Genomic DNA, 14,260 nt, shown 5'->3' with positions numbered 1-14,260 from the left:
AATGGATGTATGCAGGGAATATTATCACCATAGTACCATTAAAATATTTTTGAAATTCGTATAAGAAATCCCATCCTTTTAAAGGATGGGATGTTGTTAAGAAAGTATAAAACTAACGACTGTTAGGAATAAAGCGAAACCTAAAATAGTTCCACATATTTTCATATGGCGCTTACGCCCCATAACGACAATTGCGACATATTCGCGAATCATTGCATTAGGCCAGTAATAAAAGGCTGTTTTTGATCCGATTCCTTGGCTATTAAGGCCAGCTTGTCTTGCATATATGCCAGCACGGAAAAGATGGAAATTATTCGTTGTAAAAATACTTTTATACTTACCTTCTGGTTTTAAAGAATCCATAATTTCTTTAGAGAACGACATGTTTTGATATGTGTTTACAGAACGATTTTCTTGTACCGTATGTTCAAGCGGAATGCCTTTTTCAACAGCATAATTTTGCATCGCTTCTGCTTCCGGAAGACCTTCATCAGGCCCTTGCCCACCAGAGAAAATGATTGTTGGTGGTGTATTCACAGCGGCTTGCTTCCAATAAAAGTCGATTGCTTTATTAATGCGACTTGCAAGTAAGGGTGGCACTTTGTCATTAATTAAGCCGCTACCAAGAACGATGATGAAATCTTGATTACGTCTCGGTCTATTGAATTGGTATAGAAAATAAGCGCTTAAGAAGTTAGATAAATGTATAAAGAAATACATAGTTACAAGAGAAATAGCAGCAAAAATAAATTGAAAATGCTCTGAGAATAAACTTGCTGGATTTATGATAGGGATTAGTATACAGAATAAAATCCCTAAAGCAGCAATTAAAGTTAAAGAGTTTGTAAAGCGTCTTCCTTCACGCCTCATCAAGATTCTCGCATTAAGAAATAGTCCAAACATTAGAGCAACGATGCCAAAAGGTATCATGAAAAGTAGAGCTAACATGGGTAGAATAACGATGAAATGTAAAGTGTTACTACCAGATGCAAACGAGGCGATTGCACAAAATAATAGAAATGAACAGAAAAAGGCATTAAATAAAAAGCCATTTATTATTTTTCGTGGATCTTTTAAGTAAGAGATAAGAAAAATAATAAACAATATAAGAGGAATGATTCCGAAAAACATAAATATAGTACACCTCAATTTGTATAATGTTTTATTGCATCCTTAATATTACATGATTTTGAAGATGTTGATAAAAAAATAACGATTTCGAATTTTCTCAACAATCGATATAGTTAAATATGGTAAAATGTATTCAAAGTGATATATTAAAAGTAAAATGGTTGAAGAGGCACTCTGTGGAGTGTCTTTTTCTTTTTGGTATGTAATTATGCATATTATGTTTATTTTCAAGGGAAGAGGATTAAAATATAAGTTGTGGATACACGCTATAAAGCAGAATTTTATATTAATATTTACCTCTACTCTTTTTGTACCTAACAATCTTGTAACAATTCATGATTCTGTTTTCTAGTGTGTGTTTACAAAAAGCGGGATGGGGTATATATAAACAGGGGAAAGGACGTCTTCTTGAAAGGCGTCTTTTTGTTTCTTAGTATAGATAATTTCCACTATTAACGTAGTGCAAACTATCTATACTAAACATTAGCAATCTTCCGTATAAAGATTATCAATTTACTATATATTCCAGTGGTGTTAAGCTACATATGAAAGGCTTTCTTTTTCAAAATATTACCCCTAATAAATTTTGAAAGAGTCAACTGTCTCCAAAATTGCCATTTGTGCTTAGCAAAAAAAGAATCCTTCGGGGTTCTTTTTTTGTATTCGACAGAATATGACAAAATGAATTTATATAATTTGTTATATTGTTAAATGGTTATTATGGAAAAGAGAAGGAGACTTAAGTATGGGATTTAAAAAATTACTTTTAACAGGTGCAATTGTTGTAACTACAGCATTTACTTCAATCGGGACAGCGCAGGCAAGTACTCAGTTTAAAGATGTTCCAAACAATCATTGGGCTTATAAGGCAATTATGGATTTAGCAAATAAAAACATTGTTGCTGGATATGGAAATGGGATTTTTGGATTTGGTGATGATGTAACTCGTGAGCAAGTTGCAGCCCTTATGTTCCGTCAATTAAAGCCAGCAGTAAAAGAACAGTATAATAATCCGTATAAAGATGTTACTGATCGTTCGACTCAGTTTAAAAAAGAGATTCTTGCTTTAACAGAGATCGGTGTATTTGCTGGAGATGACACAGGGAACTTTAGGCCGAAAGATTCGTTAACTCGCGATGAAATGGCACAAATTTTAACAAAAGGGTTTCAATTGCAAATTAGAGGGGATCATAATTTCCCGGATGTAGATAGAAATGGATGGGCGAATCCTGCGATTACTGCAGTTAAATCAAATTATATTACAGCTGGAACTGGTGATGGTAAATTCGCACCTAGAATGCATGTAAGTCGTGAGCAATATGTTCAGTTCTTATATAACGCGACATTACCACTTGAAGAAAGACCAGGAGCAAGACAAGAACAACCACAACCAGAGGTGAAGCCGGAACAAAAGCCAGAACCAAAACGCTTTGCTAACTGTAAAGAAGCAAATGATGCTGGAGTTTACGATATTACAAGAGATAGTCCGTATTACGGTAAGCATTTAGATCGTGATGGCGATGGAATTGCTTGTGAGAGAAAGAAGAGCGGTAAATAAGAAAAAAGCACTCAGCCTGAGTGCTTTTTTCTTATTCACACATGCTATTTTTTTAGGCGATTCTCATAGAATGGGAGTAACGAAATGAAAGTAGGTGATAAAATGCCAGCTATTGTGGAAGGGGTTATTATTGAGAACTGTAATGGGACAATTAACTTAGGTGATAAATATAACGTAAATCCAATTGAAAAAACGAAAGCTTATAATGGATCGGGATCTTCAAATACCGGATTAAATGTGAGGACATTCAGTGGTATTAGTACGGCAGATGTAACGGATAACGATGTGTATGACCAAGTAATTCAATCTACGTTATAATTTTTATATGTAAAATTGCATAAAATGATGTGCTTGCCCTGTGATACAATTTAGTTGTGAGCTGTTAGTGATTCTTCTTTATCATAGTTGTTAGATTAGAAATGTAACATCTTATCGAAAATCATACGTAAAATAAAAAAGACACTTCGCTCGAAGTGTCTTTTTTATTTTAGTGATATCCTTTAGCAGAGTCTTTATGAATTTTATTTTTAAATATGCTGTAGCTCCAAAGCTGATATCCAATAACGATTGGTACCATGACGATTGCAACGAAGAACATAATTTTTAAATTTAATTGACTACCAGCTGCGTTGTATAACGTTGTACTATAAGCGTCGTTAATACGAGATGGTAACATTCTTGGGAACATACCTGCAAAACCAGTTGTCATAAACATTGCGATTGTTAAGCAAACGAATGTGAATGCAAGGCCGATTTTATGTTTGTACACCATAATAAGTGTGAGTACACTCATTAACATTGCAAGTACTGGAAGAATGAATAGTACAGGATATTCCGTGAAGTTTTGGAATAAATTTGTACGATTTGCAGTTGCGACATAGAAGATAGCTAAAATGATAGCAGCTGCCATTGAAAATGGTCTTGCAATTTTATAAGCACGATCAGATACTTCGCCAGTTGTTTTAATCATAATCCAAAGGGCACCAGATACGACGAATATAGCAGTGAAGAAAAGACCACCTAAAATACCATAATGGTTTAGTAAGCTAAGTAAAGTTCCTTCATAACCATCTTTTCCGATTTGCAGCCCGTAATACAGGTTAGCGAATGTAACGCCGAATAAGAAGGCGATTAGGAAACTACCAATTGTAAATGCCCATTTACAAGTTTTTTGCCAAATTGGTGAATCGTCTTTATGCATAAATTCAAGTCCAGCGGCACGAGCAAATAGTGCAAGTAATACTAAAAATAGTGGTGTATATAGGTAGCTAAACATATTTGCATATGTGACTGGAAAGGCAGCAAATGTTGCACCACCAGCTGTAATTAACCATACTTCATTACCACCCCAGAACGGGCCGATAGCTTCTTGTAATTGATTTCGTTCTTGTCGGTCTTTCGCAACGAATGGGAAAATCATTCCGTTACCGAGTGCGTAGCCATCAAGAATGAAGTACACTGTCCAAATTACGCCCCATAAACCGAACCAGATAATTGCAAGCATATCATGAGACATGAGCCGCACCTCCTTCAGTAGCAGGTTCTTCTAATGCAGCGGGTCCTTTTTTCGCGAACTTCAGCATTAAGTATACGTCTGCAATTAAGAGTAAAGTGTAGAACAATATTAAACTGATTAATGAGAACCAAATTTGTGGAACTGATATAGGTGACACGGATTCTGCTGTACGCATTAGTTTATAAACTGTCCACGGTTGACGACCTACTTCAGCGACAATCCAGCCAGCATTAATTGCGATATATGGAAGTAAAACAGACCACATTGTAATTTTTAAATAACGTTTTGAGTTTTCTAGTTTTCCTTTTCGGTTTAAATAGAAACCGTACCAAGTTAATGCCATAAAGAACATGCCAAGTGCAACCATTAAGCGGAAGCTATAGTACACGAGGTTAACATTTGGACGATCTTCTTTTGGAATATCTTTTAAACCAACAATTTCTCCATCAAATGAGTTTGTATAGAAGAAACTTCCGAGCTTTGGAATAGTAAGTAGTTCAAAGTTTTTTTCATTTTTCACATCAGGAATTTGAATGATTGAGAAGCCTTGTCCTTTTCCGGTTTCCCAAACAGCTTCCATCGCAGCTCCTTTTGCTGGTTGATATTTAGCAGCTGATACACCGGATTGATGGCCCATAAATGGTGTAATTGTTGCGGCGAATAAACCTAACATTAAACCAAATTTAAATGATTTTTTGAAGAATTCCACTTCGTTTTTACGTAGTAAGTGATATGCACTAATTGCCATAACGAAGAAAGCACCGACAATATAACAACCAATTACAGTGTGGAAGAACATATTCCATGCATATGGATTTGTAACAAGTGCCCAGAAGTCATTTAATTCAGCGCGGCCGTTACGTACTACGTACCCAACAGGATTTTGCATGAATCCGTTTGCAGTAATAATCCAAAGGGCAGAAATATTTGTTCCAAGTGCAACCATCCACATACAGAAAGCACGGAATTTTGGTGAGATTTTGTCTTTACCGAATAACCATATTCCCATGAAAGTAGATTCTAAGAAGAAGGCAACGAGTGCTTCGATTGCGAGAGGTGATCCGAAAATATCCCCCATATATTTGGAGTACTCAGACCAGTTTGTTCCAAATTGGAATTCCATCGTAATCCCAGTTATAATCCCCATTACGAAGTTAATTGTAAAAAGTTTTCCCCAGAAATTTGCCATTTTGCGGTATGTTGGATTCAATGTGCGGGCGTATTGAGTTTCCATACATGCTACTAAAATAACAAGTCCGATTGTCAAAGGTACAAATAAAAAGTGATAAAAAATAGTAATTGCAAATTGAAAACGACTTAGTAACAGAACGTCGGACATAATAAATATTCACTCCTTTTTTACATTATCTACAATCAGTTTATAGTGAAAAAACGTTTAAAGTATGTGAGACTTGTTACAAAGGTGTGTGTATATTTTGAAAGAATTATGTCGATTATCTGAAAATATCCTATTTTTACTATAAAGCAATATCCTTTTTGAGTTTTTCAAATTTTGGTACACTACATATGTAATGTAAATGAGAGAAAAGAGGGTTCTTTACTATGAAGTCATTAGAAGAGATTTTACAATACAATGAAAAATTCGTTGAAGAGAAAAAATACGAAGAGTATGAAACAGGAAAATTTCCAAATAAAAAAATGGTAATTATCTCTTGTATGGATACTCGTCTTGTTGAATTATTACCGAAAGCAATGAATATGCGTAACGGTGATGTGAAAATTATTAAAGTAGCAGGCGCTGTTATTTCACATCCATTCGGAAGTATTATGCGTAGTATTTTAGTCGCTGTATATGAGCTTGGAGCTGATGAAGTATGTGTTGTCGGTCATCATGATTGTGGTATGGCAAAAATTCAAGCAAGCAGTACAATTGAAAAAATGAAAGAGCGCGGCGTAACAGAAGAGAAATTAGATACACTTCGTTATTCTGGAATCGATTTAGAAAGATTCTTACAAGGGTTCTCTAGTGTAGAAGAAAGTGTAGAACATAGTGTGTCAATACTCCGCAACCATCCGTTACTTCCGGAAGAAGTACCTGTTCACGGTCTTGTTATAGATCCTGACACAGGAAAATTAGATTTAGTTGTAAATGGTTACGACAATTAAGAATTTACTTTGTCATCCTTTTTATCTGGGACAGGATCAAATCCTCCTGGATGGAAAGGGTGACATTTTAATATACGCTTACATGTAAGCCAAAATCCTTTGAAGGCACCGTGTTTTTGAAACGCTTCTAATCCATAATGAGAGCAAGTCGGATGAAAGCGGCACGTTGGCGGTGTCATCGGAGAAATGAACTTTTGATAAAAGCGTATAATACCGATAAAAATCTGTTTCATAATGGTCTCCTTTTCAGCATAGTCTTAAAGTATTATAGCACGACAGTACATAATACTTTACTAATGTGCATTTCCGTTATATCATATTGGATATAACGGAATTAAATTAAAAGCGGGAGAGATGTTGTATGCCATCAGTAGAAAGCTTTGAATTAGATCATACGATTGTAAAGGCACCTTATGTAAGACATTGCGGAGTTCACAACGTAGGTAGCGACGGTATTGTAAATAAATTCGATATTCGTTTTTGCCAACCGAATAAACAAGCAATGAAACCAGATGTTATTCATACGTTAGAACATTTATTAGCATTTAATTTACGTAAATATATTGATCGTTATCCGCATTTTGATATTATCGATATTTCACCAATGGGTTGCCAAACAGGATATTATCTTGTAGTAAGCGGAACACCGACGGTTCGAGAAATCATTGATTTATTAGAACTAACATTAAAAGATGCGGTTCAAATTACAGAAATTCCAGCTGCAAATGAAACACAATGTGGCCAAGCGAAGCTTCACGACTTAGAAGGAGCACAACGCTTAATGAACTTCTGGCTAAGCCAAGATAAAGATGAACTTGAAAAAGTATTTGGATAAAGAAAAACTGCCTGTGAAAGGGCAGTTTTTTTATTTGTAAAAGAGAAAGGTACAGATTTTATATAAAAACAATGAGTTTCACTTATGAGCATTTTTAAGAAATGAAAGGCAGTAGGTGAATATATTAATGAAAGCTCCTGTTTAAAAAACAGGAGTTTTTTGTGTGAATGGAGTATTGACTTTAACGTATACGTCAAAGTTTATAGTGAAGATAAATAAGGCGTGAGGAGGAAACGATGGATAAGTATAGCATTGGTGAAATTTCAAAAGAAACGAATGTAACGACGAGAACACTTAGATATTATGAGGAAATTGGATTATTAAAACCGTCGTACGTTGCCGAGTCAGGATATCGTTACTATTCAAAAGATGATGTAATTACATTGCAACAAATAACAACGTTTAAAAAGCTTGGTTTTAAGCTTTCGGAAATAAAAAAAGTGTTAAAAGAGGAAAAGGGAAATTCAGAAGAAAGATGGAAAAGTGCAATTCAAAATGAGATTCGAACAATACAAGCAGAAGTAAAAAGATTACAGGACTTAGAAAAACTATTATATACAACATTTCATTCCATTGAATTAACAGGGGAGCTTAAAACAGAGGATTTAATGTTATTTATAAAATCCGTACAGGGAATTGATCAGAGGGAGAAATTTTGGAAAAGGTATTTTAATGAGGAAGAGCAGCAGATTATTCAGGGCTTACCAACATTTGAAGAAAACGATAAAAGAACGAAAGAGTGGTTGCAAGTATTAAGAGAAATTCGTGAGCGTATAAATGAACCAGTAGATTCACCAGAAGTTCAACAATTGGCGGAAAAAGTAGTGGATTTTTCCATGCACGTATTTCAAGAGGATGAACAATTAATAAATAAGTATTGGGAATTAATTAGACCTGAAGAGGGGGAGATTGCAAAAGTATATGGACTTGATTCGGAAACAATGGAGTATATAGATGAAATGGTAGAGTATTATTTGAAAAAGGAGGAAGATAAATGACAGCTATGCAAAAAGAGAAGCTATATGGAAAGGAGCACGCACGATTAGAGCGGCAATACTTTTATAAACATGTGAGCATTTTCATTCTTGCACAGCTTTTATTTATTTTTGTAATAGGGCTTGTACCACATGCCCATCAACTTAAGAAAATAGATTCACCCCAAAACGAAAAAATGAGCTTTTCTGTTAAAAGTTAGCACAAAATTTCGTTCTAGGGGTATTTTAAAATTTCAACTTGATGATGGGGTATGCCCTACTAAACATAAAGTTCGATTCTCTTTTTATCACTTTTTTTAAAAGTACTCGCTGCAATTGTTTTTCCTATTTTTAATTTTTACTAAACAAAGATAACATTATAGCTTTAACTCTTTAAACACTTTGTTACCTGTATACTAATTTTAGTAAGATATTCCTCCTTATTATTAGTTCTTAATGGATTGTAGAAGTAATCTTCATAGGCATTTCCTTCAATAACATAGCCCTCTGATTTGATAAATTCCGTGATATTGTGGTATGCGGATTCAATATCTTTATAAGATCCTTGGTGATAATATATGACATAAATTCCTCCTGGTTTTGATTGACCTGTTTCTAAATCACTATAACAAAATAAGTGATCTACCTCCTCATATCTTTCTTGAATCAGGCTCTCTCTTGTTATCACAGATCCAATAGGAGCAGGAACAAACAAGCCTATTTGCTTGCTAAAATGTTTTACCCAATCGAAATCGGTCATGCTATTTTTCGAATTTACATCGCTTAAGAAAATAGATTTTTTCTGTGTCTTTTGGATATAAACCTTCCCAACTTCAACGTTTTTTCTTTCTTCTTCCATTGAAATAATACCCTTAAAGAAACGACGAATTTGAATTAATTTCTCAATTTCTTCTTCCACCAGAACTGTCTGCTGTTTTGCCATTTCAACAAGTTTGTAAGTGTTGGGAGAATTAAGATATTCTTTTAGTTCCTCAATCGAAACTCCCACTTTCCGAAGAGATTGGAGTGTTGAGAATGTATTAATTTGATCGTAGGTATAATATCGATAACCATTGGGAAGTTTACCGGCAGGTTTAAAAAGATTGATTCTATCATAATAAAACAAGGTGTCTTTTTTCACCCCAAAATAACTAGCAAATTCTCCTGTACTTAAGGTTTTAAGGTTTTTTCTCTCCAAGTTAAAAACTCCTCTTGACTATAGACTAACTCCACACTTCATACTAGCATAAGCAAACGCATGTTAATACAGGAGGTTTTTATTATGGATTATTTTCACCCCCTCGTCTGGCAGCTGCTCGGTGGTACGACCTTCGCCCGCACAGCTAGCTTTATGACGATACCATTTTTAGCACTTTATTTACAAAATGATTTACATGCCTCACCAATTATGATTGGTTTAGCAGTCGGTATTTCACAATTGACTGCGACATTTGGTGGCTTCTTCGGTGGTTTCTTTACTGACCGGTTTGGCCGAAAAAAAATTATCATCATATCGATGTTCTGTTGGAGTATAGTCTTTTATGGCTTTGCATTCGCAAACTCTGTTTGGATATTCGTTCTATGCAATGCTCTCAACGGTATCTGTCGTGCATTTTTTGAACCAGCTTCACAAGCTTTGATGATTGACTATACTGACGAAGATAGGCGTCGTCGCCTATTTTCAATTCGATATACTGCCATCAATTTATCAGCTGTGATCGGCCTTTTGCTCGGTATTGTCATTTCAAAAGCATCATCAATAAGTTTTCCATTCCTTATTACTGCAACGATGTACTTATTGTATGCGATTTTCTTAGTCATCACTTTACGACTTATAGAGGAGCAGAATACGGTCAATGTTACGCAAGATATTGGCGACTTGATGCGTGTTCTTTTACAAGATAGCACACTTATGTTGCTCATTATTGCGAGTGTTATTTGCAATTTCGTATATATGCAAACAGAGGCAACAATGCCACAATTGCTTAATTTAACTATGGCAGACGGAGTAGCATTATATTCAGTTCTAATTGTGATTAATGCTGCAACAATCGTAATTCTTCAATTGCCACTCGGCATTTTAAGCGAAAAAGTAGCAATCAAAACAAGTCTTATTTTCGGGGGCGGACTATTAGCACTTGGTATGTTAATCTTCCACTTCGCTGATAATTGGACACTTTTTATTGTCGGTATGGTTGTGTTCTCACTTGGTGAAATTTTTGTTTTCCCAATGACGAGTGCTATAGTCGAAATGATTGCACCCGCGCATCAAAAAGCAACATATCTTGGTTTTATGCAATTTCAAAACTTAGGTGGCTTCTTAGGCCCAGTGCTTGGTGGCTGGTTGATTATCCATTTTGCACCACAATTGTATTTGGTGATGGTTAGCCTATGCTTAGTAGTTATTATTTGCTACATAGCAGCTTTACGTGGCAAATCATTTCGAATGTCTTAATACAAATAAAAACTGTGACTACATGAGGTACGGTCACATTACCATAAAGCTAAGGTTTCACACTATTCATTAAGCAAAAAAGACGTTATTCTTACTGTAGAATTATAGGAAAGGATGGCGTTTTTTGTATGTCTAATTCTGTATCTGACGACTTACAATTATTTGCACAGGAGATAAAGAGTCTTTTATCCCCAAATACCTTACAGAATCTAGCTAGAGATGTTGGATTTGTACAGCGAACAAGTAAGTATCAAGCACAAGAGTTAGTAGCTTTATGCGTATGGCTAAGCCAAAGTGTAGCAAAAACTTCCTTAACCCAGTTATGTAGTTGTTTAGAAGTATCAACAGAAGTACTCATCAGTCCTGAAGGACTAAATCAAAGATTTAACGCCGCAGCCGTCCAGTTTCTACAACAAGTTTTAGCCAAACTTCTAAACCAAAAGTTATCTTCAGCTAAGCTAATTTCTTCTCCATATACTTCTATTTTCAAGCGTATTCGTATCTTAGATTCAACTGCATTTCAACTCCCGGATGTATTTTCATCGGTTTATCCAGGTGCAGGAGGATGCAGCCATACAGCTCGGATAAAAATTCAGCTTGAGTATGATTTGTTAAGCGGACAGTTCCTACATATTCATACAGGTCCAGGTAAACAACATGATCGCACTTACGGCTCTCTGTGTGCCCCAACTGTGGCAGCGAATGATTTATGTATCCGAGATTTAGGTTATTTTCATTTAAAAGACCTTCAATATATACAAGATCAAGAGGCCTACTATATTTCTCGTATCAAGTCGAATACACGTATTTATCAAAAAAATCCTAACCCTGATTATTTTCAAGATGGAAGAATTAAGAAAGGTACAGAGTATATACAGTTAGATATGGAGACGGTAATGAACTCCCTTCAGCCAGGACAAACATGGGAAATAGCTAATGCTTATGTAGGAATGATTGATAAAGTGTCAGCTCGTGTAATTGTCCATCGATTAACAAAACAACAGCAACAAAAACGATTACAAGATCAAGCTGTAAGAGAAAAAAAGAAAGGAATGAAGTATTCTCCTCGTAGTAAACGACTCAGTGGTATCAATGTATATATGACAAACACTTCTACAGATATTGTCCCGATGGGACAGGTACATGACTGGTATTCTTTGCGTTGGCAAATCGAAATTTTATTTAAAACGTGGAAGTCATTCTTTCAAATCCATCATTGTAAAAAGATAAAATCAGAACGATTGGAGTGCCATTTATATGGCCAATTGATTGCCATTCTACTCTGTTCTTCTATCATGTTTCAAATGCGCCAATTGCTCCTCATGAAGAAAAAACGAGAGCTTAGTGAGTATAAAGCCATATATATGATTAAAGACTATTTTCTTCTTCTATTCCAAACTATACAAAAAAACACCCAAGAGCTATCAAAGGTGTTACTCCGCCTGTTCAATCTCCTACAGCAAAACGGGCGGAAATCTCATCGATATGAGAAAAAAACGGTCTTTGATATATTAGGTGTCGTTTACAATTGTACCATGTCTGATAATCAAGCCGCTTAATTCAAAAAAGTGAAACCCGTTAGGGTTTATTTCGTATGCAAATCTTTCAATCACCTACACTTGCCCTTTAGAAAAAGAAACAATCTCGCCTAAAATTGACTTTGCATAAGCTTAGCTTGATAGCGATGGGCTTGTACCAGCTCAAGAGTTACCAAGTGGATCTTATATTCTTCATATGAAAGAATGGATTTTGAATAAACAAATAGGCTTTTATAAAAATGAAACTATTAATACCATTGTCAGTGTTTGGACATCGGTACTTATGATTCATTTTATATGGGCGATGTCTTACATTCTTTTTCCGAAAAAGAAACGTAGCTCTTCAAAACAAGAAATGCGACAAGAGGTAAAAGAAGAAGTGAAAAAGAAAAAGGAGATTAGTACAAATAGGGCGTGGCTGTATTTAGTATTTGGAGGCTTAATCGAAATATATTGGGCAACAGGATTAAAAACAAATTCGATGAGTATTTTGACACTTATTGCAATTTTATCTAGCTTTCATCTATTAATTGAAGCAACTAAAAGAATCCCAATTGGAACGGCATATGCAGTATTTACTGGAATTGGGACAGTGGGAACGATAGTAGTCGCTATTATAATTCGAATGTTTTTTAACATGAAATCCTCCTTTAGAAGAACAGTATAAATGGAATAACAAAAACAATCGTAAAAAGACTTAAACCGATGCTAATAGCTCCAATTTGTTTTTGTTGTTTTTGAATCGTCTCAATTCCTACTAAAATGCCATACAAATGGTAGGTGAAAAGATTTGTATGGCATTGTAAATGTACTGTATAAACATAGAATCAAAGTAATAAAAACGATGATTAGTTGTATTTGTTTTATGTGCATTTTAGCCCCTTTTAAGTAGAAAGAGTTAGTTACCTGGAGATAATAATTATAATAGCGACGATTAAAGTAAATACGCCAGAAAAGAAGGAGAGTGTACTATGTACTTTCTTTCCTTTCTGTTTTTCTTCTGCGCTCATGATGAAAGTCATAATAGATAAGGCAATAAGCATATAGGGCATCGTAACAAGCGGGTTTGTAGATATTCCATATAGAGCGAGAGAGATGACAATAAGAGCGGATATGATGCGAAATGTTTTTAGCATACTACCACCTATCTTCTTGTAGTTTTAAATTAGCCTTCAATGTAATAACAGTTCGTAGTTGGTATTTAAAGTTTCATTCTACATGTAACGAAGGTAGTTCGATATTACAATGAAGAGCATAAGAATAGAAACGAAAAAATGCGAGATACCCATTGATTTTCTTCCGGATTTCAGTTCATTAATTCCTAGAAGAATAAAGAAACAACTGAGAGCAAATTGCATGTATGGGAGAAGTGTGAAATTATCGGTAGCAAGAGAATAAGTGCAAAGAGAGATTGTGAGAAGCATGAAAAAATAGCGTATTCCAGTTAGCATCGAATTCCTCCTTTAAAGAGACTATTTATCGAAATATTTCTGAGAAGCCAAGAAATAAAGCAACAGCTCCTGCTAACAGAGCAAGTATGCTACCACCTTTTTGCTGTTTTAAGATTTCCTCTATACTAATAATGAAAGCCATCCCCCCTAAAAAGATGAACATATAAGGCATGATTTCCCTATTACCAGTAAAAAAGCTATAGATTGCTATAGATAAAGCAATAAGTGATAAAGTAATCCGTAATCCTTTCAGCATAAAAGACCCTCCTCTATTTTATGTAGGTAATGATAAAAACAAGCCAAATGAAAGCACCAGCAACAATGCAAATAAATCCGGTTCCTGAATCCTTCTTTTTTATTTGCTCAATTGCGATGAGAAACATTAAAGCTCCTAATAGAAATTGTGAAAGTGGTAGAAAGTTATTTTGACCTGTCAGTAAACTAATAGCGGATATGATGATGACACTGAGTGCGATTAAAATGCGTAGTATATTATGAATGCTCTTTACTGTTTTTTGTATAAGGGTTATCTTCTGGTTTATCAATCGAATGTTTGTAAGAATAGCCTTTATTAATCGTCATAACGGAGAGTACTAATACGATCAGTACGATTATAATGCCGATAATTAATATTTTGAGCATGAAATCCCTCCTTTTCTTTATTTTACATAATTT

16 protein-coding genes and 3 pseudogenes are annotated in these 14,260 nt (G+C 34.9%); 9 read left to right on the top strand and 10 right to left on the bottom strand.

Annotated features, from left to right (window positions below):
- Positions 1-96: 96 nt before the first annotated feature.
- The gene (locus NSQ69_RS23720) at positions 97-1,131 is read right to left on the bottom strand and encodes a YdcF family protein (RefSeq protein WP_002129589.1); all 1,035 of its coding nucleotides are present in this window, start codon (positions 1,129-1,131) and stop codon (positions 97-99) included.
- A gap of 745 nt (positions 1,132-1,876) precedes the next feature.
- Here NSQ69_RS23720 and NSQ69_RS23715 point away from each other — a divergent pair.
- Complete coding sequence (locus tag NSQ69_RS23715) at positions 1,877-2,689, top strand: S-layer homology domain-containing protein (RefSeq protein WP_341099741.1); 813 nt, start codon at positions 1,877-1,879, stop codon at positions 2,687-2,689.
- Between the two features lie 84 nt (positions 2,690-2,773).
- Positions 2,774-3,007: a spore germination protein gene (locus NSQ69_RS23710; RefSeq protein WP_276569564.1), complete on the top strand. Its 234-nt coding sequence runs from the start codon at positions 2,774-2,776 to the stop codon at positions 3,005-3,007.
- 169 nt (positions 3,008-3,176) lie between these two features.
- On the opposite strand, the gene cydB is transcribed toward NSQ69_RS23710, so the two are convergent.
- On the bottom strand, positions 3,177-4,205 hold the full coding sequence (gene cydB / locus NSQ69_RS23705) for a cytochrome d ubiquinol oxidase subunit II (protein ID WP_002129586.1): 1,029 nt from the start codon (positions 4,203-4,205) through the stop codon (positions 3,177-3,179).
- The gene (gene cydA, locus NSQ69_RS23700; RefSeq protein WP_002129584.1) at positions 4,195-5,544 is read right to left on the bottom strand and encodes a cytochrome ubiquinol oxidase subunit I; all 1,350 of its coding nucleotides are present in this window, start codon (positions 5,542-5,544) and stop codon (positions 4,195-4,197) included. Before cydA ends, cydB begins: the two co-directional genes overlap by 11 nt.
- A 224-nt stretch (positions 5,545-5,768) precedes the next feature.
- Here cydA and NSQ69_RS23695 point away from each other — a divergent pair, with 224 nt between their 5' ends.
- The gene (locus NSQ69_RS23695; protein WP_002015742.1) at positions 5,769-6,332 is read left to right on the top strand and encodes a beta-class carbonic anhydrase; all 564 of its coding nucleotides are present in this window, start codon (positions 5,769-5,771) and stop codon (positions 6,330-6,332) included.
- Here the strand turns inward: NSQ69_RS23695 and yidD are convergent.
- Entirely contained in the window at positions 6,329-6,565 is a 237-nt protein-coding gene (yidD, locus tag NSQ69_RS23690; protein ID WP_002112460.1) for a membrane protein insertion efficiency factor YidD, read from the bottom strand. The genes NSQ69_RS23695 and yidD overlap by 4 nt on opposite strands.
- 128 nt (positions 6,566-6,693) lie before the next feature.
- Between yidD and luxS the strand changes: the two genes are divergently transcribed.
- From luxS to NSQ69_RS23675, 3 genes and pseudogenes are all read left to right on the top strand, one after another.
- Positions 6,694-7,167, top strand: coding sequence for an S-ribosylhomocysteine lyase LuxS (gene luxS / locus NSQ69_RS23685; RefSeq protein ID WP_001141371.1), 474 nt, complete (start codon positions 6,694-6,696; stop codon positions 7,165-7,167).
- Between the two features lie 236 nt (positions 7,168-7,403).
- A complete protein-coding gene (locus tag NSQ69_RS23680) occupies positions 7,404-8,165 on the top strand; it encodes a MerR family transcriptional regulator (protein WP_002034457.1) in 762 nt (253 codons plus the stop codon).
- Positions 8,162-8,293 (top strand): annotated as a pseudogene (locus NSQ69_RS23675) (DMT family transporter); the annotation flags it as partial. The gene NSQ69_RS23680 and the pseudogene NSQ69_RS23675, both read left to right, overlap by 4 nt.
- 233 nt (positions 8,294-8,526) lie before the next feature.
- Here the strand turns inward: NSQ69_RS23675 and NSQ69_RS23670 are convergent.
- Positions 8,527-9,339 carry a MerR family transcriptional regulator gene (locus NSQ69_RS23670; RefSeq protein WP_000440177.1) on the bottom strand — a complete coding sequence of 271 codons (813 nt, stop codon included), beginning with the start codon at positions 9,337-9,339 and terminating at the stop codon, positions 8,527-8,529.
- A gap of 84 nt (positions 9,340-9,423) precedes the next feature.
- Between NSQ69_RS23670 and NSQ69_RS23665 the strand changes: the two genes are divergently transcribed.
- The 3 genes and pseudogenes from NSQ69_RS23665 to NSQ69_RS23655 all read left to right on the top strand — a co-directional run.
- On the top strand, positions 9,424-10,596 hold the full coding sequence (locus tag NSQ69_RS23665) for an MDR family MFS transporter (RefSeq protein WP_341099458.1): 1,173 nt from the start codon (positions 9,424-9,426) through the stop codon (positions 10,594-10,596).
- A 128-nt stretch (positions 10,597-10,724) separates the two neighbouring features.
- Entirely contained in the window at positions 10,725-12,155 is a 1,431-nt protein-coding gene (locus NSQ69_RS23660) for an IS4 family transposase (RefSeq protein ID WP_341099459.1), read from the top strand.
- 127 nt (positions 12,156-12,282) lie between these two features.
- Positions 12,283-12,753, top strand: a pseudogene (locus NSQ69_RS23655) (DMT family transporter); the annotation flags it as partial.
- Between the two features lie 31 nt (positions 12,754-12,784).
- On the opposite strand, the pseudogene NSQ69_RS23650 reads toward NSQ69_RS23655, so the two are convergent.
- The 5 genes and pseudogenes from NSQ69_RS23650 to ytzI all read right to left on the bottom strand — a co-directional run bounded on the left by NSQ69_RS23650 (position 12,785) and on the right by ytzI (position 14,227).
- A pseudogene (locus tag NSQ69_RS23650) lies at positions 12,785-13,007 on the bottom strand (hypothetical protein).
- 29 nt (positions 13,008-13,036) lie between these two features.
- A complete protein-coding gene (locus tag NSQ69_RS23645) occupies positions 13,037-13,270 on the bottom strand; it encodes a hypothetical protein (RefSeq protein WP_002129577.1) in 234 nt (77 codons plus the stop codon).
- 340 nt (positions 13,271-13,610) lie between these two features.
- Positions 13,611-13,841: a DUF3953 domain-containing protein gene (locus NSQ69_RS23640; RefSeq protein ID WP_002089156.1), complete on the bottom strand. Its 231-nt coding sequence runs from the start codon at positions 13,839-13,841 to the stop codon at positions 13,611-13,613.
- Between the two features lie 13 nt (positions 13,842-13,854).
- A complete protein-coding gene (locus tag NSQ69_RS23635) occupies positions 13,855-14,085 on the bottom strand; it encodes a DUF3953 domain-containing protein (RefSeq protein ID WP_048517047.1) in 231 nt (76 codons plus the stop codon).
- Complete coding sequence (gene ytzI / locus NSQ69_RS23630) at positions 14,078-14,227, bottom strand: YtzI protein (protein WP_002129575.1); 150 nt, start codon at positions 14,225-14,227, stop codon at positions 14,078-14,080. The genes NSQ69_RS23635 and ytzI overlap by 8 nt, the downstream gene beginning before the upstream one ends.
- Between the last annotated feature and the right edge of the window lie 33 nt (positions 14,228-14,260).

Source organism: Bacillus sp. FSL R10-2201 (genome assembly GCF_038008665.1).
Lineage (GTDB): Bacteria > Bacillota > Bacilli > Bacillales > Bacillaceae_G > Bacillus_A > Bacillus_A mycoides.
Note: the sequence above shows the minus strand (reverse complement) of the source record. Positions and strands in the feature narration are given on the sequence as shown.

Coding starts and splice junctions, on each gene's coding strand:
- NSQ69_RS23720 (WP_002129589.1), bottom strand. CDS start 1,131: ATGTTTTTCGGAATCATTCCTCTTATATTGTTTATTATTTTTCTTATC.
- NSQ69_RS23715 (WP_341099741.1), top strand. CDS start 1,877: ATGGGATTTAAAAAATTACTTTTAACAGGTGCAATTGTTGTAACTACA.
- NSQ69_RS23710 (WP_276569564.1), top strand. CDS start 2,774: ATGAAAGTAGGTGATAAAATGCCAGCTATTGTGGAAGGGGTTATTATT.
- cydB (WP_002129586.1), bottom strand. CDS start 4,205: ATGTCTCATGATATGCTTGCAATTATCTGGTTCGGTTTATGGGGCGTA.
- cydA (WP_002129584.1), bottom strand. CDS start 5,544: ATGTCCGACGTTCTGTTACTAAGTCGTTTTCAATTTGCAATTACTATT.
- NSQ69_RS23695 (WP_002015742.1), top strand. CDS start 5,769: ATGAAGTCATTAGAAGAGATTTTACAATACAATGAAAAATTCGTTGAA.
- yidD (WP_002112460.1), bottom strand. CDS start 6,565: ATGAAACAGATTTTTATCGGTATTATACGCTTTTATCAAAAGTTCATT.
- luxS (WP_001141371.1), top strand. CDS start 6,694: ATGCCATCAGTAGAAAGCTTTGAATTAGATCATACGATTGTAAAGGCA.
- NSQ69_RS23680 (WP_002034457.1), top strand. CDS start 7,404: ATGGATAAGTATAGCATTGGTGAAATTTCAAAAGAAACGAATGTAACG.
- NSQ69_RS23665 (WP_341099458.1), top strand. CDS start 9,424: ATGGATTATTTTCACCCCCTCGTCTGGCAGCTGCTCGGTGGTACGACC.
- NSQ69_RS23660 (WP_341099459.1), top strand. CDS start 10,725: ATGTCTAATTCTGTATCTGACGACTTACAATTATTTGCACAGGAGATA.
- NSQ69_RS23645 (WP_002129577.1), bottom strand. CDS start 13,270: ATGCTAAAAACATTTCGCATCATATCCGCTCTTATTGTCATCTCTCTC.
- NSQ69_RS23640 (WP_002089156.1), bottom strand. CDS start 13,841: ATGCTGAAAGGATTACGGATTACTTTATCACTTATTGCTTTATCTATA.
- ytzI (WP_002129575.1), bottom strand. CDS start 14,227: ATGCTCAAAATATTAATTATCGGCATTATAATCGTACTGATCGTATTA.